Raw genomic sequence first — 19,370 nt, 5'->3', positions numbered from 1 at the left:
AACTATGAAATTTTTTCCATTCACAAAATTGTTGGTTTCATTGGTTTTTCATTAAAATTTCCTAAAAATCCAGGTTTACAATACTATTGTTGTGTAAACCGTTATGATTACAATTTCATTATCTATTCGACAAACTTCAACAAAAACCTTCTTCTTTCATATCTTTCGTAGTTGTAAAAGCCTTTATGGGTGTTATAGGAAATAATTTTTAAAATCTGGAAGTCTAGCAATGCGCTTTCTTGCACAAAAGTTTATTTTTCGGTATATTTTGATGATAGAAGTGTTAAAAAGAGGCAATAATGGATTAATGGGAATTGTATTGTTTTAGGAGGGAATATAATGGCGGAAAAGTCAAAGACTTTCTATTTAACCACACCGATTTATTATCCAAGTGGGAATTTACATATTGGACATGCTTATACCACTGTAGCTGGTGATGCGATGGCTCGTTATAAGCGGCTGCGCGGATTTGATGTGATGTATTTAACGGGTACGGATGAACACGGACAAAAAATCCAGCGTAAGGCAGAAGAAAAGGGGATTACACCACAACAGTATGTGGATGAGATTGTAGGAGGAATTAAAGACCTTTGGAACAAGCTTGATATTTCTTATGATGATTTTATCCGAACTACCGAAGATAGACATAAACAGGTGGTTGAAAACATCTTTGCTAAATTATTAGAGCAGGGAGATATCTATCTTGATCAATATGAGGGATGGTATTGTACACCTTGTGAGTCGTTTTTTACAGATCGTCAGTTAGTAGATGGGAATTGTCCTGACTGCGGACGGCCAGTAGAAAAGGTAAAAGAAGAATCATACTTTTTTAGAATGAGTAAGTATGTAGACAGACTGCTGCAATATTATGAGGAAAATCCAGAGTTTATTCAACCGGAATCCCGTAAGAATGAAATGATTAATAATTTTATAAAGCCAGGTCTTGAGGATCTAGCGGTATCAAGAACCACGTTCGACTGGGGTATTAAAGTGCCCGGCAATCCTAAACACGTAATCTATGTTTGGATTGATGCGCTTTCTAATTATATTACCGCTCTCGGGTATGGTACGGAAGATGACTCCAAATATAAAAATTATTGGCCGGCTGATGTTCACCTTGTTGGTAAAGAAATTGTTCGTTTCCATACCATTTATTGGCCAATTATGTTAATGGCATTAGACCTGCCTCTGCCAAAGAAGGTATTCGCCCATGGCTGGTTATTGATGAAGGATGGAAAAATGTCCAAATCTAAAGGCAATGTAGTGGATCCAGTTACCTTAATCGACCGTTATGGCTTAGATGCTTTACGTTATTACCTATTGCGTGAAGTACCATTTGGCGCAGATGGTGTGTTCACACCAGAAGGTTTTGTCGAACGGATTAATTTTGACTTGGCTAATGATCTTGGAAACCTGTTAAACCGGACCGTAGCTATGATTGAAAAGTATTTTGCTGGCGTAATCCCTGATTATGCAGGTTCTGTTGGTGCGTTTGATGAATCACTGCTTCAGGTTAACCGTGAAACAGTTGCAAAATATGAAGAGGCAATGGAAAAAATGGAATTCTCTGTGGCGTTAACTTCCATTTGGCAGTTAGTAAGCCGGACGAATAAATATATTGATGAAACACAACCATGGACATTGGCGAAGGATGAGGAGAAAAAAGGAGAACTTGCTAGTGTGATGGGGCACTTAGCAGAATCTTTACGCCGTACTGCGATTCTATTAAAGCCGTTCCTGACTCGTACGCCTGATGGGATTTTTAAACAGCTTGGTATTCAGGATGAGGAATTAAAAACATGGGATAGCCTTGAGCGTTTTGGTTTGATTTCAAATGGGACGAAGGTTGAAAAAGATGCACCGTTATTCCCGAGACTTGAAATTGCCGAAGAAGTAGAATTTATTAAAACAAAAATGCAGGGCACCGCACCAGCTGCTGAAGAGAAAAAGGAAGAAGAAAAGCCGGAGGAGCTTGCGGAAATCTCTATTGATGATTTTATGAAGGTGGATCTGCGTGTAGCAGAGGTTATTCAAGCCGAGCCCGTTAAAAAGGCAGATAAACTCCTAAAACTTCAGCTGGATTTAGGATATGAAAAACGTCAAGTAGTATCAGGCATTGCCCAATACTACAAGCCGGAGGACCTGGTTGGACGGAAGGTTATTTGTATAACTAACTTAAAACCTGTTAAACTTCGCGGTGAATTATCACAAGGAATGATTTTGGCTGGCTCAAAAGATGGGCAGCTTTCTATCGCAACCGTCGATCAATCCTTGCCAAATGGTTCAAAGGTAAAATAATTTTTGACAAAGGCGCCCTATTGGGGCGCTTTTTACTTCGAAGAATGTCAAACTTTCTCTTTAAATGTTTCACGTGGAACATTTATCCTTTTTATTAGATGCTTTTTGACATTGGTGTAGTAGAAGTACACAATTAAGAGAATTACATAGAACAGAGGAAGTGAATTTAGTATGTTATTCGACACACATGCCCATTTAAATGACACCCAATACAATGAAGACCTTGAAGAAGTGATTCAGCGGGCTCAAACAGAAGGAGTCAGCAACATGGTAATCGTGGGATTTGACCGCCCAACAATCGAAAGGGCGATGGAATTAGTCGAACGCTATGACTTTATGTATGCCTGCGTAGGTTGGCATCCAGTCGATGCCATCGACATGACCGATGAGGACTTAACATGGATTGAGGAATTAGCTGCTCATCCTAAAGTGGTGGCCCTAGGAGAAATGGGCTTAGATTATCATTGGGATAAGTCTCCAAAGGATATTCAAAAGGAGGTTTTTCGCAGACAAATTCGCTTGGCCAAAAAGGTAAAACTGCCAATAGTCATCCATAACCGTGAAGCAACAGCAGATATCGTAGAAATTTTAAAAGAAGAAGGGGCAGAGGAAGTAGGAGGAATCATGCATTGTTTTAGCGGCAGCCCGGAGGTTGCCAAAGAATGTGTAAAAATGAATTTCTATATCTCCTTGGGCGGTCCCGTAACCTTTAAAAATGCGAAAAAACCAAAGGAAGTAGCTGCGGAGATCCCGCTTGAGAGATTGTTAATTGAAACAGATTGCCCCTATTTGGCCCCGCATCCATACCGGGGAAAACGGAATGAACCTGGATATGTGAAGCTTGTAGCTGAACAAATTGCCGAAATAAAGGGCTTGACATTTGAGGAAGTAGCCAAGGTCACGACAGAAAATGCTAAAAAATTATTCGCCATAAAATGATAAGAGAAATTGTCGAAATGATAAGAAGCCTGTCCTAATTTTTTCTGATAACAAAAAGTTCTACAAGTCTCCTTTTCAACATAGGATGACCGTGTCGATAAGTTTTTCTTTGCAAAGCTCCTAAGGTTGTGCATAATTAGAACTACCTTAACAGGATTAGCAAGGATTTACAGCCGGCACATGGTTCTCTATAATCTCTCCAAAGAAAAGGAGGCGTTTTTCATCGTATTCCAAAACATGAAAAACCTGTTTCCCAAGTCTTTGAGCGGGAGGTCATGGACCATCATATTTGCTAGTTTTGTAGTTTTGCTTACAACTCTGGGAATTCTTTTATTCGAAGGCTCAAAGAATACTGTAGCAATGACACTCGATGGCAAGAAGATGGTTGTTAACACACATGCAGACAACATCAAGGAACTCTTAGATGAACTGGATGTACCTCTCAATTCAAAAGACTACCTGTATCCAAAAGCAAGTACGAAGATAAGGAATGACCTTGCTGTTACTTGGAAACAGGCGAACATGGTTCACATTGTCAAAGACAACGAGAAGAAAACGATCTGGACTACAGCCGATACGGTGGCTGGGCTCCTAAAAGAGCAGAAGATTGTATTAAAGGAACACGATCAAATTTCACCAAATCCAGAAACGGCAATACGAGGTAAGTTGAATGTAAAGTTAACTATTGCGTCACAACTTACATACGTGGACGGTGGAAAAGCACGAAAGGTTTGGACCACTTCGACTACGGTCGCTGACTTTTTAACACATCAGGGCATTAAACTAACTGAATTAGACCGAGTTGAACCACCATTAACAGAAAATATACCAGAGAATGGTGTTGTAAACGTGATTCGAGTAGAAAAAGTCACCGATGTAGTGGAAGAACCCGTTGAATTTGCCGTGGTTACAAAAAAGGATGAGAATTTGCAAAAAGGGCAGGAAAAGGTCATTGCCCCTGGCAAGCAAGGACGTGTCTCAAGGCAATACGAAGTGGTGCTTGAAAATGGCAAAGAAGTTTCTAGAAAATTAATGAACGAGCAAAGTATTTTACAGAAACAAGATAAGGTTGTGGCTGTCGGTACGAAGGAGTTGGCGTTACAAGTTTCCCGTGGTGAGGAACCAAAAGGGCATGAGTTTTATGTGACGGCAACTGCTTATACAGCCTATTGCAATGGCTGTTCCGGACGTACGGCTACAGGACTTAATGTCCGTGCTAATCCCAATATGAAGGTAATTGCTGTTGATCCAAGAATTATTCCGCTGGGCTCAAAAGTGTATGTAGACGGTTACGGGTATGCTGTGGCTGCTGATACAGGGGGAGCCATTAAAGGGTATATCATTGATTTATTAATGCCCACGAAAGCGGATGCATACCGCTGGGGACGAAAAAAAGTAAAGATTACAGTCTTAAATTAATGAACTTGTGCAGAGGATTTATATTCCTCTGCATTTTGCTTTTTCTTTAAAATTCTTTATACTAACAACGAATACTTGCTATTATTTTCTTTATCACTGTTTATATTTTAATGTATGAATATCATCAATAATATAGACGAATGACATTACAAAAATGTTTCAATTTTTTCATTTTAAATTTTATTTTTACGGAGGCTTTTACTTTTATCATGAAAATCAAAGAAATTATTGTCGTTGAGGGCAAGGACGATACGGCAAGGATCAAACGGGCTGTTGATGCAGATACGATTGAAACAAATGGCTCCGCTGTCAATCAAACCACTATTGAAAAGGTAAAACGGGCTCAAAGTACAAGAGGAGTCATTATATTTACCGATCCAGATTATCCTGGTGAAAAGATTAGAAAAACAATTGCGGCAGAGGTTCCGGGCTGCAAGCATGCTTTTTTACCAAAAGAAGCGGCCATCGCCAAAAGCGGCAAGGGGCTGGGGGTAGAACATGCAAGTCCAGAGGCAATAAGAGAAGCGTTAAAGGATGCGCAAATCATGCACGAGGTCATCCATGAGGAAATTACCCAAGAGGACTTGATTATGGCTGGGCTCATGGGGGGAGAAGGTTCAAAGGAGCGGAGGATTTTGCTCGGTAAGCTCCTGAAAATTGGTTATACGAACGGAAAACAACTGCATAAGAGACTAATGATGTTTCAAATCAGCAGAGAAGAATTTGCAGAAGCATTAAGCAAGATACGTCAGGAGGGACAGAATGAATAAGGATATAGCAACACCGGTCAGAACACGGGCGATTCTTGAAAAATATGGTTTTTCTTTTAAGAAGAGCTTAGGACAAAACTTTTTGATCGATACGAATATATTGAAAAAAATCGTCAGCTTTGCAGATTTAACGGAAAACTCAGGCGCTATTGAAATTGGACCTGGGATAGGCGCCCTTACAGAGCAGCTGGCACGTTCAAGCAAGAAGGTAACAGCCTTTGAAATTGACCAGCGATTACTGCCTATACTGCAGGATACATTATCACCTTATGATAATGTGAAGGTCATACATAGGGATGTTTTGGAAGCAGATGTGCAAACGGTGATGGAGGAAGAATTCCAAGGAATCAATGATATTATGGTAGTTGCCAATCTGCCTTATTATGTTACGACGCCTATTATTATGAAACTCCTTGAAGAACAGCTTCCAATCCGCGGAATTGTTTGTATGCTTCAGAAAGAAGTGGCAGACCGGATCTCCGCTAAGCCAGGCACAAAGGATTATGGTTCACTTTCGATTGCTGTTCAATACTATACCGAAGCAGAGACTGTCATGATTGTACCAAAAACCGTTTTTGTCCCGCAGCCTAATGTAGACTCTGCTGTTATCAGATTGACCAGGCGGACACAGCCTGCGGTTGCAGTTAGGGATGAAAAGTTCTTTTTCCAAGTAACCAAAGCGAGCTTTGCCCAGCGAAGGAAGACATTATTAAATAATTTGACGAGTCAGCTTCCTGATGGAAAACAGAAAAAGGAGGAGATTCTCACAGCATTAAGTGCAAGTGGAATCGATCCTAGCCGCAGAGGAGAAACGCTTTCCTTAGAAGAATTTGGCCGTTTAGCGGATGAACTTTATCCGCACTTTCATTAATGACAGTTGTCCTCATGGAATATATCAAAGGCACTGAAAAAGTCCATTTATTAAAAATTAGCATGTGTAAAAGAACACTGTTGATTGGAGTGGAAGGCGGCGAAGACTCCTGTGGGAGTACGGGACAGGGGAGACCCCGCAGGCGCTTTTAGCGCCGAGGAGGCTCCCCGGCACGCCCACGGAAAGCGAAGCCGCCTGGAACGGAAATCAACAGCCCAATTTAGACACACACCCTAAATTCAAGAGACTTTTTCAGTGCCCTCGGAATATATCATGAGGGCATTTTTTATGTCTGCTAATATGCTCCTTATGTATCAATTTTCTTGAATTTTTAACAAGGACAACATTCCCTGCATAGCCTATTGAGAACCCATAATTAAAAGGCCTAAGTGGTCTTATTGGAGTGACAGCAGTGGATATAAAGGTAAAAGATATTGTAGGGAGGAAATCGTATAACTGTGATCTCATGTTCCGGGTTATCGATATTCAAAATATAAACAACCAAAAGGTTGCCATACTCTACGGGGAAGACTTCCGCCTGGTTGCAGATGCACCTTACACTGATTTGGTCATCCTTAATCAAAATGAGCGCGTAAAACTGCAGCAGGAGTATAGAACACTTGAAGAACAATCACTTAGGCTGTTCAGGCAGGATGTCAGCTTATTAAAACACCAGCAGGAGTACGATGCTACCAGCGGTTATGCAAAACCAAGCAATTATTTTCAAATTCCCGGCAAGGTGCTTCACATGGATGGCGACCCCAACTATTTAAAAAAGTGTATGGCAGTGTACGAAAAGATCGGCATACCAGTTGTAGGGATCCATTGTAACGAAAAGGAGATGCCCGATAGAGTAGGCATTTTAATGGACCAATACCGTCCAGATATTCTTGTTATAACAGGACATGACGCCTATTCGAAGGCAAAGGGAAAGATGTCAGATTTAAATGCCTACCGACATTCGAGGCACTTCGTCCAAACTGTCAGAGAAGCCCGCAGAAAGGTTCCGCATTTAGACCAACTCGTTATCTTTGCAGGTGCCTGTCAATCACATTTTGAATCACTCATTCATGCAGGAGCAAACTTCGCCAGTTCCCCAACAAGAATTAATATTCATGCACTCGACCCAGTCTATATAGTGGCAAAGGTGAGTTTTACACCGTTTATGGAACGTATCAATGTATGGGAGGTCTTAAGGAATACCTTAACAGGGGATAAGGGGCTTGGCGGAATCGACACAAGAGGAGTACTGCGGACAGGAATGCCTTACCGGCCAATCACTGAAGAGGATGAATAAAAAGATTAGAAAAGTGGAGCTGTAATGGATAGGGCATTGGCTCCTCTTTATCTAATCGGCAGTTTATTTTTTTACTATACATATTAAGCGTCCAATAAGGCAACTATAACAATGTTGAAAATTCGAAGAAAAAGTAGAACAAAAAATATTGACAATCATTTTGTTGGACTGATATAATTTATTATTTTGTTTGACAGAACTATGTCAGTGTGTTATACTTTACACAGTGAGGTGGACCGAATGCCAAAAACCTTAGCCGATATTAAAAAGGCGCTAGACACGAATTTGGGAAAGAGATTATTGCTGAAAGCCAATGGTGGACGAAGGAAAACAATTGAGCGTTCCGGAGTTTTAGCAGAAACTTACCCGTCTGTTTTTGTAATTGAGTTAGATCAAGATGAAAACTCGTTCGAGCGTGTTTCCTACAGCTACGCTGATGTTTTAACAGAAACCGTTCAAATCACTTTCTATGATGATGCAGCAGGACATGTAGCTTTAAGCTAGTATATAAGCAATGGGTGGCAGTAAACAAAGGTTTACTGCTTTTTGCTTTTTTTAAAAAGCTTCATGAAAATGAATTGTTATTTACATACTAAGAATGCTGTGGAATGAAAGGGGTTGTTTGGATGGGCAGAAGAAGAGGAATTATGTCTCATCACTTTAAAGAGGAGCTAGCGAAAGAACTTGGCTTTTATGATGTCGTCCAAAAAGAAGGATGGGGCGGTATCCGGGCAAAAGATGCAGGGAATATGGTGAAGCGGGCCATCGAACTCGCGCAGCAGCAGCTAGTAAATCAAAATCGCCAATCTTGACATTACACCACAGCGGGACCAGTGCAGTTTTTTGTACTGGTCCTTTTTATTTAAATTGGCGCTTACGCTTTTCGATTTTGTCGAAAACATGGCTTTTTTCGACGAAATACGACTGATATAATAATAAATTGGTTAGATATCTCATATCGGACGTCTTACATTTATCTTTTTGTGGTAAAATAGGACAAAATGTGGAATTTGGATAGCAATCCTTCAAACACCCTGAAAGGTGTTTGAAGGATATAACAAAAGTAGGTGACATAGTGAAGCTTTTAGTCAAAGCACCGGCGAAAATAAATTTAGCATTAGATGTATTGCATAAACGCCCCGATGGCTATCATGAGGTGGAAATGATCATGACCACGATTGATCTAGCCGACCGTGTTGAACTGACATTACTAGAACAGGATAAAATACATATTCTTTCCCATAATCGTTATGTTCCGGATGACCAGCGCAATTTAGCCTATCAAGCCGCACAATTGTTAAAGGACCGTTTTAAAGTCAGGAAGGGTGTACTGATTTCAATTGAGAAAACGATTCCCGTAGCAGCCGGCCTGGCAGGGGGCAGCAGCGATGCAGCGGCAACCTTAAGGGGATTAAATAAACTGTGGGGACTTGGTTTAAGTTTAGACGAATTAGCCGAACTTGGCAGTGAAATAGGCTCTGACGTTTCCTTTTGCGTCTACGGAGGTACAGCCCTGGCAAAAGGGAGAGGCGAAGTGATTACAGAGCTCCCACCCCCGCCGACATGCTGGGTAATCTTAGCAAAACCTTTTATCGGGGTTTCAACCGCTGAGGTTTATCGCCGTTTAGATTTGAACGGAACAAAGCATCCGGATATTAACGGCATGATCAATGCCATAAAAGAGCATGATTATCATCAAGTATGCCATAATGTTGGAAATGTTCTCGAAGATGTAACATTACATCTTCATCCAGAAGTCGCGCAAATTAAAGATCAAATGAAACGTTTCGGTGCGGACGCCGTGTTAATGAGCGGAAGCGGCCCGACTGTCTTTGGGATTGTTCAGCATGATTCGAGAATGCATCGGATTTATAATGGATTAAGAGGTTTTTGCGACCAAGTTTTTGCCGTTCGGATGCTGGGGGAGCGACATTCACTTGATTAAAGGCGTACATTGGTGATATTCTTTAATAAGAATATTCGGATTCTGGGAGGGTTGTTATGAAATTTCGCCGTAGTGAACGTTTGATTGATATGACAAATTATTTACTTGACCATCCTCGCCAGCTTGTGCCGCTCACTTTTTTTGCGGATCGTTATGAATCCGCAAAGTCCTCGATTAGTGAGGACCTAGCGATTGTAAAGGAGACCTTTGAGCAACGGGGAATTGGCACTTTGCAAACCGTACCGGGTGCGGCCGGCGGTGTGAAATTTTTTGTAAAAGTAAGCCGTGAAAAAGCGGAACCATTTGTGAATGAGCTTTGTGAGTTAATTGCCAATCCCGATCGACTATTACCGGGCGGTTATTTGTATTTAACGGATATCTTAGGGGACCCGCAAGTTGTTCAAAAGGCTGGCAGAATTATCGCCTCCGCATATGCCGACACAAAGATAGACGTGGTGATGACGGTTGCGACCAAAGGCATTCCACTTGCGTATGCGGTTGCAAGCCAATTAAATGTCCCTGTTGTCATCGTTCGCAGAGACAGTAAAGTAACGGAAGGACCGACGGTAAGTATTAATTATGTATCTGGATCTGCAAAAAGGATTCAAACAATGGTTCTTTCTAAAAAAAGCATGCGCCAGGATTCACGTGTTCTCATTGTGGATGACTTTATGAAAGCTGGCGGAACTGTAATGGGCATGATCAGTATGCTTGAGGAATTTAATTCAGAGCTGGCTGGTATTGCGGTGTTAGTAGAAGATGAAAAAATTCAAGAACGCTTAGTTGATGAATATCTATCGCTTGTGCAATTAGCTGATGTTGATGTAAAAGAAAAAAGAATCAGTGTTCAAGCGGGTAACTATTTTAATATTTGGAGGGATTAACATGAAAGTAGTTCAAACCAATCAAGCACCGGCCGCTATCGGACCGTATTCCCAGGGAATTGTCGTCAATAATTTATTCTATAGCTCAGGACAGATTCCGTTAACAGCAGAAGGGGTTATGGTCACTGGCGATGTGAAAGAACAGACACACCAAGTATTTAAAAATTTGCAGGCAGTGCTGGCAGAAGCAGGGGCATCTCTTGAAACAGTAGTAAAAGCAACTGTGTTTATTAAGAACATGGAAGAATTTGCTGAAGTAAACGAAGTGTACGGAGAATACTTCTCTACACATAAGCCCGCTCGTTCATGTGTAGAAGTGGCCCGTCTGCCAAAAGATGCATTAGTTGAAATCGAAGTAGTAGCGCTCGTGAAATAATCCGGGCGTTTTTTTTTTCGAAAAAAATAAGGCGATCGGCTTATATAATCGACTGTTTTCTACTATACACGCAGTGAAATCACTATTTTTTACAACAGTTCACGATTTTGCCCTAATTTTTAAAAAAATTTTAAAATTAGAGAAGGATTATAGAGTTAATTGCCGAATTTATTTAACTAGCATTTTATATAACTCAAAAGGGTGTGAGCAAATGGAAGTAACTGACGTAAGATTACGCCGGGTTAACACGGATGGAAGAATGAGAGCGATTGCATCAATCACCTTGGACAATGAATTTGTTGTTCATGACATTCGGGTTATTGACGGAAACAACGGTTTATTTGTAGCTATGCCAAGTAAACGTACTCCAGATGGGGAATTTCGTGACATTGCGCATCCAATCAATTCAGGAACACGCGGCAAAATCCAAGAAGCAGTTTTGGCTGAGTATCACAGGCTAGGCGAATTGGAAGTAGAGTTTGAAGAAGCCGGAGCTTCCTAAGGATCTTAACAACTAGGGCCTTTCTTCTATGTAAGGCTCTTTTTATTTTTTGCCCCCTAACATCCCTCTCATACATAATCCTCTGATTATCAATAAGACATAATATGACAAATTTAGACACTTTCCCTTCATTCCTTGAAAAGATAGTTCATTTACGTTAATATTTTTAATGGATAAAAAGGTAAATTGGAGGACTGTCCATGTCTAATCGTTATGCTGTGATTTTAGCTGCAGGGCAAGGAACGCGGATGAAATCTAAGCTTTATAAAGTACTACACCCAGTGTGCGGCAAACCAATGGTACAACATGTAGTTGATCAAATCACTAAGCTGAATGTGAAGGAAATAGTCACAATTACTGGTCATGGAGCTGAAATGGTTCAGACTCAACTAGGTGACCTGAGCCAGTATGCATTGCAAAAAGAGCAGCTCGGTACTGCTCATGCGGTAATGCAGGCTCAAGAATTGCTTCAAGGAAAAGACGGTATAACTATTGTTGTTTGCGGCGATACACCGCTTATTAAAGCAGAAACAATGGAAGCTCTATTTAAACACCATGAAGAATTGAATGCAAAAGCGACAATCCTTACAGCTAAAATCGATAACCCAACAGGATACGGACGGATTATTCGTAACGAAAAGGGACTTGTTGAAAAAATTGTTGAGCATAAAGATGCTTCAGAAGAAGAACGGATAATCAATGAAATTAACACAGGTACTTATTGTTTCGATAATCAAGCATTGTTCCAGGCATTAAATAATGTGTCCAATGACAATGTTCAAGGGGAATACTATTTACCAGATGTAATTGAAATTTTGAAAAAACAAGGTGAAGTCGTTACGGCCTTTCAGACAGATGAATTTGAAGAAACTCTAGGTGTAAATGACCGGGTTGCCTTATCAGAAGCTGAGCGTATTATGCGTTCGCGTATTAATGAATCCCATATGCGAAATGGGGTAACAATTATTGATCCAGCAAATACTTACATAGAGGCAGATGTTCAAATCGGGCAAGATACTGTTATCTATCCAGGAACAATTATTAAAGGTCAATCGGTCATTGGTACGGAATGTGTAATTGGTCCTAACTCTGAAATTGATGCATGTGAAATTGGGAATGAAACGGTCATTCGTCAATCAGCAGCATTTAACAGTTCGATTGGTTCAAATGTCAATATCGGCCCATTTGCACATATTCGTCCAGATTCAAAGATTCTTGATGAAGTTAAAATTGGAAACTTCGTTGAAATTAAGAAGGCTGTATTCGGCAAAGGAAGTAAAGCATCACACTTAAGTTATATTGGTGATGCCGAGGTGGGCAGTGATGTAAACATCGGCTGCGGTTCAATTACGGTTAATTATGATGGGAAAAATAAATTCTTAACAAAGATCGAAGATGGAGTATTCATTGGCTGTAATTCCAACCTAGTTGCCCCTGTTACCATTAAAAAGGGATCCTATGTTGCAGCAGGTTCAACGATTACGAAGAATGTCCCTGAGGAAGCATTAGCGATTGCACGTGCGAAACAAGTCAATAAAGAAGGTTACGTTGAGAGGCTTAATCTTAAGAAATAAAGCTATTTATAATTGGAGGACAATATGTCAAATCAATATTTAGATCCAAATTTAAAGGTATTCAGTTTAAACTCAAATATGTCCCTTGCCAAAGAAATTGCGAGTTTTATTGGGGTAGAGCTAGGTAAGTGCTCCGTAACAAGATTTAGTGATGGTGAGATCCAAATTAATATCGAAGAAAGTATCCGCGGCTGTGATGTATACGTCATTCAATCAACGAGCCAGCCGGTTAATGAGCATATCATGGAAGTGCTTATCATGATTGACGCTCTAAAGAGAGCTTCAGCAAAGACAATCAACATTGTTATGCCTTATTACGGCTATGCCCGTCAAGATCGTAAAGCTCGTGCACGTGAACCGATTACTGCCAAACTGGTAGCTAATCTGCTTGAGACTGCCGGAGCGAACCGTGTTATCTGTTTAGACCTTCATGCACCGCAGATTCAAGGTTTCTTTGAAATCCCAACTGACCATTTAATGGGTGTACCTATTTTGGCAGAATACTTTAAAAATCGCCAGTTCGATGGTGATGTGGTGATCGTTTCACCAGACCACGGCGGAGTAACTAGAGCGCGTAAATTGGCTGAACGCTTGAAGGCGCCAATTGCGATTATTGATAAACGCCGTCCTAGACCAAACGTTGCCGAGGTTATGAATATCGTTGGTAATATCGAAGGAAAAGTGGCCATTTTAATCGATGATATCATTGATACGGCAGGCACCATCACTCTTGCTGCTAATGCTTTAGTAGAAAATGGCGCAAAAGAGGTATACGCATGCTGTACACACCCTGTGTTGTCAGGTCCTGCTATCGAAAGAATTCAAAATTCAAAAATAAAAGAGTTGGTCATTACTAACTCGATCGAGCTGCCTGAAGAGAAAGATATTGATAAAATTATTCATCTGTCTGTTGCGCCATTACTTGGTGAAGCGATTATCCGTGTTCACGAAGAAATGTCTGTAAGTACACTTTTTTGATTAATAAATAATGTTTAGACCTCCCTTTTTTAGGGCAATTTTATATAGAAGTATAAAATTGGGAGGGTATTTAAACATATGAGTACTGTTTTACAAGCGAAGGAACGGACGGAACTGCGTCACTCTGCATTGAAAAAACTTCGGACGAATGGGAATATCCCAGCTGTGGTATATGGAGCTAAAGTGGAAAGTAAACCGGTGTTTGTGAGTTCGGCAGATTTAACCAAAACGATCCGTGATGTCGGCAGAAACGGTGTCATCTCCCTTGATGTCGATGGCAGCAAATACGATGTAATTCTATCTGATTATCAACAGGATTCTATTAAGAATGAGATTGTCCATGTCGATTTCTTAGCAGTTGACAAGTCCTCGAAGATTAATGTACAAGTAAGAATCGCACTTGTGGGCGATGCAATTGGCGTAAAAGATGGCGGTGTCTTACAGCAGTCCATTCATGAATTATCGGTTACATCTACCCCGGATAATATCCCACAGGCGATAGAGGTGGATATAACGAACCTACAAGTTGGCGAAACGGTGTTGGTTGGCGATATCCCTGAAGTAGGCGGCTTTACCATTAATCATGAGGATGAGGAAGTAGTTGCTTCTATCCTGCCTCCGAGACAGGAAGAAGAAATCAATTCCGGTGAACAACAGCAGGAGGGTCACCCTGACCATGAAGAGGGCAGAGAAACTGCTCCTGTCGGAGAAGAATAAATTTGAGACGTAACCTGCCTAAGGTTACGTCTTTTAACGCATAATTAAGGAAATCATGTTATTATGGGAGAATGGCAATGTTCCGAAAAATTTTTAAAAGGATGACTAAACCGGAAGAGGTGGGGACACAGATGAGATTAATCGTTGGTTTAGGTAACCCTGGCAAGCAGTACCACCAAACAAGACATAATATAGGCTTTGAGGTAATTGACGCACTCTCCGAACAGTTCTCCATTCCTTTAAATCAATCTAAATTTAAGGGGCTATATGGAATCGGGCTGCATAACGGGGAAAAGGTATTACTTTTAAAACCATTAACCTATATGAACTTATCAGGGGAATCAATCAGGGCAGTAATGGATTATTATCAAATCGAGTTAGAGGACATATTAGTCATCTATGACGACTTGGATCTTCCAGTCGGTAAAATAAGACTCCGCCAAAAGGGGAGCCCTGGGGGGCATAACGGAATCAAGTCTACTGTGGCCCATCTAGGGACACAGGAGTTCAATCGTATCCGGATTGGCATTGATCGTCCAACCCCAGGGATGAGCGTACCTGATTATGTACTTGGACGTTTCCGCCCGGAGGAAAGGCCGTTGACTCATGATGCAGTCACTAGAAGTGCCGAGGCGTGTGCTTCCTGGCTTAAGAAGCCATTCTTACAGGTAATGAATGAATTTAATCAATAATAATTGTTCATGATACAAGTCTTTCATTCATACATTGAAGAAAAACGCCTATTACCTCTCATGACCATAGTCTAGCTGAATAAGTTCCTCCTGCTAGGTTAATACTAGTAGTGGAATCCTAGATGAGGGAGGGAATTGCGTGGCTATTCATTATCATTGCCGACATTGTGGTACGAAACTTGGTTCAATTGAACAGACATCCATTCACGCAGAAACGATTGGCCTTCATAAATTAACTGATCAAGAAAGACAAGAAATGGTCTCGTATGAGTCTTCTGGTGATATCAATATCACAGCCATATGTGAAGATTGTCAGGAAGCATTGGAAAGAAATCCAGAATACCATCAATATGACTTTTTAATTCATTAAGAGTTAAAATATTTTACTTAGATAATAGTCTAGCTTAGCTCCTTATAGCGGCTAGGCATGTGCCGTTAATAGGCTTTTCTGCTATTCTACTTAGCTTTGGAAGATCTCCAAAGCATTTTTCTGTTTAAAATTTTACGAATATAAATATTGTTTTAATATAATTAATTCACAGGAAGGGAGGAGAAACCTTGAATGGTTTAAAATCGCTATTTTTAAAACAGGAAGATGTTCACTCCATTATTGCCGGTATTGAAGAAGGTTTAAAGGAGCAGCTAGTTGCAGGTCTTTCTGGATCATCACGGACTGTTTTAACGGCAGCCGTCCATGAACAGATGAATAGGCCGATCATGCTTGTTACCCATAATCTATTACAAGCACAAAAACTCTATGATGACTTGGTCAATCTATTAAGTGAAAAGGAAGTCTTCCTATTTCCAGCTAATGAATTAATCGCCGCTGAGCTTGGTATTGCCAGTCCTGAATTAAAAGCCCAACGAATTGACACTTTAAATTACTGGAGCAGACAAAGTAAAGGGGTTCTCATTGTCCCAATTGCTGGTTTGAAAAAAATTGTTCCTCCTAAATCGTCATGGCAGCAACACCAGCTGTCATTAAAACTAGGCGAAGATGTCAATATAGAGAAGTTATTAACAACCCTTGTAAAAATGGGTTACGTCCGCTCTGAAATGGTCACTACCCCTGGGGAATTTAGTGTAAGAGGCGGAATCATTGATATTTATCCTCTTACCGAGAGAGACCCACTAAGGATTGAATTATTTGATACAGAAATTGACTCCATCCGATATTTCTCCCTTGAGGATCAGCGGTCTAAAGAAAAGGTGAATGAGGTATTCATTGGGCCAGCAACAGAAATCCTTTTAGAATCCGAGGATTATAGCCGAATCATCGGCAAACTTGAAGAGGGATTAGCCTTATCCTTAAGAAAACTAAAGGATGATAAGGCTAAAATGCAGCTTAGCCAAAATATCAGTTATGAACTTGAACAGTTAAAAAATGGCCAAAAGCCAGACCAAGTCTACAAATACTTATCATTAGCCTACGACAGGCCTGCTAGTTTACTAGACTATCTGCCAAGTAATGGTCTAGTATTTGTAGATGAAATTAGCAGAGTGCAAGAAATGAATGACTCACTTGTGAAAGAAGAGGCTGAATGGTATACAGGCCTGCTTGCAGAAGGACAGATTATTCATGATCTGCATATCTCCCATGACTTACAGACCATGCTGCAAAGAAAAGAATTTCCACTGCTTTATATGTCTTTATTTTTACGGCATGTAGCTAATACCAATCCGCAAAATATTATTAATATCACTTGTAAACAAATGCAAAACTTCCATGGTCAAATGCATTTATTAAAGGCAGAGATCGATCGATGGAAAAAAGGGAATTATTGCATCCTGTTTTTGGGCCCTGATGAAGAAAGGGTAAAGAAATTAGAACGAGTCTTAGAAGATTATGAAATTAGCGCAAGTTCGATAAAAGAGAATCAGCAGCTTATACCGGGGAAAGTTCAAATTATGCGTGGGAACCTGCATGCCGGTTTTGAGCTTTCGATTCAAAAGATCGCCATTATTACGGAAGAAGAATTATTCAATAAACGGGTAAAAAAATCAACCAGCCGTCAAAAATTATCTAATGCTGAACGGATCAAGAGTTATTCTGAGTTGAAAATTGGCGATTATGTTGTCCATGTCAATCATGGAATTGGGAAGTATTTAGGAATTGAAACGCTAGTTATTAACGGCATTCATAAGGATTACCTGCATATTCGATATCAGGGATCAGATAAACTCTACGTTCCTGTCGAACAAATTGATTTAGTTCAAAAATATGTGGGTTCTGAAGGGAAAGAGCCAAAGGTTTATAAACTCGGAGGCAGTGATTGGAAAAAGGTTAAAAAGAAAGTCGAATCTTCTGTACAAGATATTGCGGATGACCTTATTAAGCTATACGCTGAGCGGGAAGCTGCTGTGGGATATGCGTTTTCGCCCGACGGGGACCTGCAGCGTGAATTTGAAACATCATTTGCGTATCAGGAAACAGAGGATCAGCTGCGCTCAATCCATGAAATCAAAAAAGATATGGAACGGCCGCGGCCGATGGACCGCCTATTATGTGGTGATGTCGGCTATGGAAAAACAGAAGTAGCGATCCGGGCTGCCTTTAAAGCGATTGCAGACGGAAAACAGGTTGCCTTCCTGGTGCCAACAACCATCCTTGCCCAGCAGCACTTTGAGACGCTTAGGGAGCGTTTTCAGGATTATCCAATTAATATTGGCTTATTAAGCCGATTCCGTACGAAAAAACAGCAGACGGAAACGATGAAAGGCTTAAAAGCAGGTACAGTCGATATTGTCGTTGGAACCCATCGCCTGCTGTCAAAGGACATTATCTATCGTGATTTGGGTTTATTAATTGTGGACGAAGAACAAAGGTTTGGTGTGACACATAAAGAAAAGATTAAGAAGTTAAAGACCAATGTTGACGTATTAACCTTAACAGCTACACCAATCCCAAGGACCCTTCATATGTCAATGCTGGGGGTGCGGGATCTATCGGTTATCGAAACACCGCCTGAGAATCGTTTTCCAGTGCAAACCTATGTCATGGAGTACAATGGTTCATTGGTAAGAGAAGCGATTGAACGTGAGCTTGCCAGGGACGGACAAGTATTCTTTTTATATAATCGGGTGGAAGATATTGAACGTAAAGCAGAGGAAATTTCCATGCTTGTCCCTGACGCGCGTGTAACCTTTGCGCATGGACAGATGACAGAAAATGAATTGGAATCTGTTATGCTCGGTTTCTTGGCTGGTGAGTTTGATGTGCTTGTAAGCACAACAATAATTGAAACTGGCGTAGATATTCCAAATGTAAATACTTTAATTGTCTTTGATGCAGACCGGATGGGACTTTCTACGCTCTATCAGCTGCGCGGCAGGGTAGGCAGATCAAATCGTGTTGCATATGCTTATTTCACCTATCGAAAGGATAAAGTCCTGACAGAGGTTGCAGAAAAGCGGCTTCAGGCAATTAAGGAATTTACAGAGTTAGGCTCTGGATTTAAAATTGCGATGCGTGACTTATCCATTCGCGGCGCAGGGAATTTATTAGGTGCCCAGCAGCATGGATTTATCGATTCGGTCGGGTTTGACCTTTATTCTCAAATGCTGAAGGAAGCAATTGAAGAGCGCAAAGGCGACCTTGCTGGTGAAGTGAAAAAGTCTGTTGAAATCGATTTAGAAATTGATGCCTATATTCCTGATACTTATATAAAAGATGGACATCAGAAGATTGAAATGTATAAACGTTTTAGAGGCGCCGTAAGTCTTGAGGATATTGAGGAACTTCAGTCGGAAATGCTCGACCGGTTTGGCGAATACCCGGATGAAGTAGATTACCTCTTCCAAGTAGCTGAATTGAAAGTTTATGCCCTTTTAAACGGTGTGGAACAGATTAAGCAGTTGAAACAGGAAGTAACCATCCTGGTGAACGAACAGGTTACCGGCCAAATTGATGGAAGTAAAATTTTCCATATAGGTAATCAGTTTGGCAGAAATATTGTCCCTGGAATGGAAGGCTCTAAATTAAAAATCATGATAAAGACAAAAGAGTATGACACAGCCCAGTGGCTTCATGCAGTGAGAGAGATGGTGAAAGGAATCCCACTCGCAAAGCGGGGGCAAGAGAACCCTGTCAATTAATCCTTTGCTGAAG

Annotated in this window: 18 protein-coding genes; all 18 read left to right on the top strand. The window is 40.7% G+C overall.

Annotated elements, in window-relative coordinates; translation table 11 throughout:
* Window positions 1–339: 339 nt before the first annotated feature.
* Window positions 340–2,298 (top strand): methionine--tRNA ligase, encoded by a 1,959-nt coding sequence (gene metG, locus GXK58_RS23925; protein WP_160725687.1) that lies wholly within the window; start codon window positions 340–342, stop codon window positions 2,296–2,298.
* A gap of 171 nt (window positions 2,299–2,469) precedes the next feature.
* Window positions 2,470–3,237: a TatD family hydrolase gene (locus GXK58_RS23920; RefSeq protein ID WP_160725686.1), complete on the top strand. Its 768-nt coding sequence runs from the start codon at window positions 2,470–2,472 to the stop codon at window positions 3,235–3,237.
* A 237-nt stretch (window positions 3,238–3,474) separates the two neighbouring features.
* On the top strand, window positions 3,475–4,656 hold the full coding sequence (locus GXK58_RS23915) for a G5 and 3D domain-containing protein (RefSeq protein ID WP_160725699.1): 1,182 nt from the start codon (window positions 3,475–3,477) through the stop codon (window positions 4,654–4,656).
* A 209-nt stretch (window positions 4,657–4,865) separates the two neighbouring features.
* Window positions 4,866–5,426, top strand: coding sequence for a ribonuclease M5 (rnmV, locus tag GXK58_RS23910; RefSeq protein ID WP_160725685.1), 561 nt, complete (start codon window positions 4,866–4,868; stop codon window positions 5,424–5,426).
* Entirely contained in the window at window positions 5,419–6,297 is an 879-nt protein-coding gene (gene rsmA / locus GXK58_RS23905; protein WP_160725684.1) for a 16S rRNA (adenine(1518)-N(6)/adenine(1519)-N(6))-dimethyltransferase RsmA, read from the top strand. Before rnmV ends, rsmA begins: the two co-directional genes overlap by 8 nt.
* Window positions 6,298–6,709: 412 nt before the next feature.
* Complete coding sequence (gene yabG, locus GXK58_RS23900; protein ID WP_160725683.1) at window positions 6,710–7,594, top strand: sporulation peptidase YabG; 885 nt, start codon at window positions 6,710–6,712, stop codon at window positions 7,592–7,594.
* Between the two features lie 240 nt (window positions 7,595–7,834).
* Window positions 7,835–8,098 (top strand): biofilm formation stimulator Veg, encoded by a 264-nt coding sequence (gene veg, locus GXK58_RS23895; RefSeq protein WP_007084178.1) that lies wholly within the window; start codon window positions 7,835–7,837, stop codon window positions 8,096–8,098.
* A 122-nt stretch (window positions 8,099–8,220) separates the two neighbouring features.
* Entirely contained in the window at window positions 8,221–8,406 is a 186-nt protein-coding gene (locus tag GXK58_RS23890; protein ID WP_160725682.1) for a small, acid-soluble spore protein, alpha/beta type, read from the top strand.
* Window positions 8,407–8,669: 263 nt separating this feature from the next.
* A complete protein-coding gene (gene ispE / locus GXK58_RS23885; protein WP_160725681.1) occupies window positions 8,670–9,539 on the top strand; it encodes a 4-(cytidine 5'-diphospho)-2-C-methyl-D-erythritol kinase in 870 nt (289 codons plus the stop codon).
* A 56-nt stretch (window positions 9,540–9,595) separates the two neighbouring features.
* Window positions 9,596–10,423 carry a pur operon repressor gene (gene purR / locus GXK58_RS23880; protein WP_160725680.1) on the top strand — a complete coding sequence of 276 codons (828 nt, stop codon included), beginning with the start codon at window positions 9,596–9,598 and terminating at the stop codon, window positions 10,421–10,423.
* A 1-nt stretch (window position 10,424) separates the two neighbouring features.
* Window positions 10,425–10,799 carry a 2-iminobutanoate/2-iminopropanoate deaminase gene (gene ridA / locus GXK58_RS23875; protein ID WP_160725679.1) on the top strand — a complete coding sequence of 125 codons (375 nt, stop codon included), beginning with the start codon at window positions 10,425–10,427 and terminating at the stop codon, window positions 10,797–10,799.
* Window positions 10,800–11,010: 211 nt separating this feature from the next.
* The gene (gene spoVG / locus GXK58_RS23870; protein WP_003347151.1) at window positions 11,011–11,301 is read left to right on the top strand and encodes a septation regulator SpoVG; all 291 of its coding nucleotides are present in this window, start codon (window positions 11,011–11,013) and stop codon (window positions 11,299–11,301) included.
* A 200-nt stretch (window positions 11,302–11,501) separates the two neighbouring features.
* Window positions 11,502–12,875 (top strand): bifunctional UDP-N-acetylglucosamine diphosphorylase/glucosamine-1-phosphate N-acetyltransferase GlmU, encoded by a 1,374-nt coding sequence (glmU, locus tag GXK58_RS23865; protein ID WP_160725678.1) that lies wholly within the window; start codon window positions 11,502–11,504, stop codon window positions 12,873–12,875.
* A 24-nt stretch (window positions 12,876–12,899) separates the two neighbouring features.
* Window positions 12,900–13,853 carry a ribose-phosphate diphosphokinase gene (locus tag GXK58_RS23860; protein WP_160725677.1) on the top strand — a complete coding sequence of 318 codons (954 nt, stop codon included), beginning with the start codon at window positions 12,900–12,902 and terminating at the stop codon, window positions 13,851–13,853.
* A 78-nt stretch (window positions 13,854–13,931) separates the two neighbouring features.
* A complete protein-coding gene (locus GXK58_RS23855) occupies window positions 13,932–14,570 on the top strand; it encodes a 50S ribosomal protein L25/general stress protein Ctc (RefSeq protein WP_160725676.1) in 639 nt (212 codons plus the stop codon).
* Window positions 14,571–14,701: 131 nt separating this feature from the next.
* Complete coding sequence (pth, locus tag GXK58_RS23850; RefSeq protein ID WP_160725698.1) at window positions 14,702–15,262, top strand: aminoacyl-tRNA hydrolase; 561 nt, start codon at window positions 14,702–14,704, stop codon at window positions 15,260–15,262.
* A 139-nt stretch (window positions 15,263–15,401) separates the two neighbouring features.
* Window positions 15,402–15,632 (top strand): anti-sigma-F factor Fin family protein, encoded by a 231-nt coding sequence (locus GXK58_RS23845; protein ID WP_160725675.1) that lies wholly within the window; start codon window positions 15,402–15,404, stop codon window positions 15,630–15,632.
* A gap of 188 nt (window positions 15,633–15,820) precedes the next feature.
* Complete coding sequence (gene mfd / locus GXK58_RS23840) at window positions 15,821–19,357, top strand: transcription-repair coupling factor (protein ID WP_160725674.1); 3,537 nt, start codon at window positions 15,821–15,823, stop codon at window positions 19,355–19,357.
* The last annotated feature ends 13 nt before the right edge of the window (window positions 19,358–19,370 follow it).

This window comes from Bacillus sp. USDA818B3_A (genome assembly GCF_009928415.1).
Classification (GTDB): Bacteria; Bacillota; Bacilli; order Bacillales; family Cytobacillaceae; genus Neobacillus.
The sequence above is the reverse complement of the archived record's forward strand: the minus strand, read 5'-3'. Positions and strand labels throughout refer to the sequence as shown.

Bases quoted from the DNA above. Each gene is read 5' to 3' on its own strand.
- metG (WP_160725687.1), top strand. From the start codon at position 340: ATGGCGGAAAAGTCAAAGACTTTCTATTTAACCACACCGATTTATTAT.
- GXK58_RS23920 (WP_160725686.1), top strand. From the start codon at position 2,470: ATGTTATTCGACACACATGCCCATTTAAATGACACCCAATACAATGAA.
- GXK58_RS23915 (WP_160725699.1), top strand. From the start codon at position 3,475: ATGAAAAACCTGTTTCCCAAGTCTTTGAGCGGGAGGTCATGGACCATC.
- rnmV (WP_160725685.1), top strand. From the start codon at position 4,866: ATGAAAATCAAAGAAATTATTGTCGTTGAGGGCAAGGACGATACGGCA.
- rsmA (WP_160725684.1), top strand. From the start codon at position 5,419: ATGAATAAGGATATAGCAACACCGGTCAGAACACGGGCGATTCTTGAA.
- veg (WP_007084178.1), top strand. From the start codon at position 7,835: ATGCCAAAAACCTTAGCCGATATTAAAAAGGCGCTAGACACGAATTTG.
- GXK58_RS23890 (WP_160725682.1), top strand. From the start codon at position 8,221: ATGGGCAGAAGAAGAGGAATTATGTCTCATCACTTTAAAGAGGAGCTA.
- purR (WP_160725680.1), top strand. From the start codon at position 9,596: ATGAAATTTCGCCGTAGTGAACGTTTGATTGATATGACAAATTATTTA.
- ridA (WP_160725679.1), top strand. From the start codon at position 10,425: ATGAAAGTAGTTCAAACCAATCAAGCACCGGCCGCTATCGGACCGTAT.
- spoVG (WP_003347151.1), top strand. From the start codon at position 11,011: ATGGAAGTAACTGACGTAAGATTACGCCGGGTTAACACGGATGGAAGA.
- glmU (WP_160725678.1), top strand. From the start codon at position 11,502: ATGTCTAATCGTTATGCTGTGATTTTAGCTGCAGGGCAAGGAACGCGG.
- GXK58_RS23860 (WP_160725677.1), top strand. From the start codon at position 12,900: ATGTCAAATCAATATTTAGATCCAAATTTAAAGGTATTCAGTTTAAAC.
- GXK58_RS23855 (WP_160725676.1), top strand. From the start codon at position 13,932: ATGAGTACTGTTTTACAAGCGAAGGAACGGACGGAACTGCGTCACTCT.
- pth (WP_160725698.1), top strand. From the start codon at position 14,702: ATGAGATTAATCGTTGGTTTAGGTAACCCTGGCAAGCAGTACCACCAA.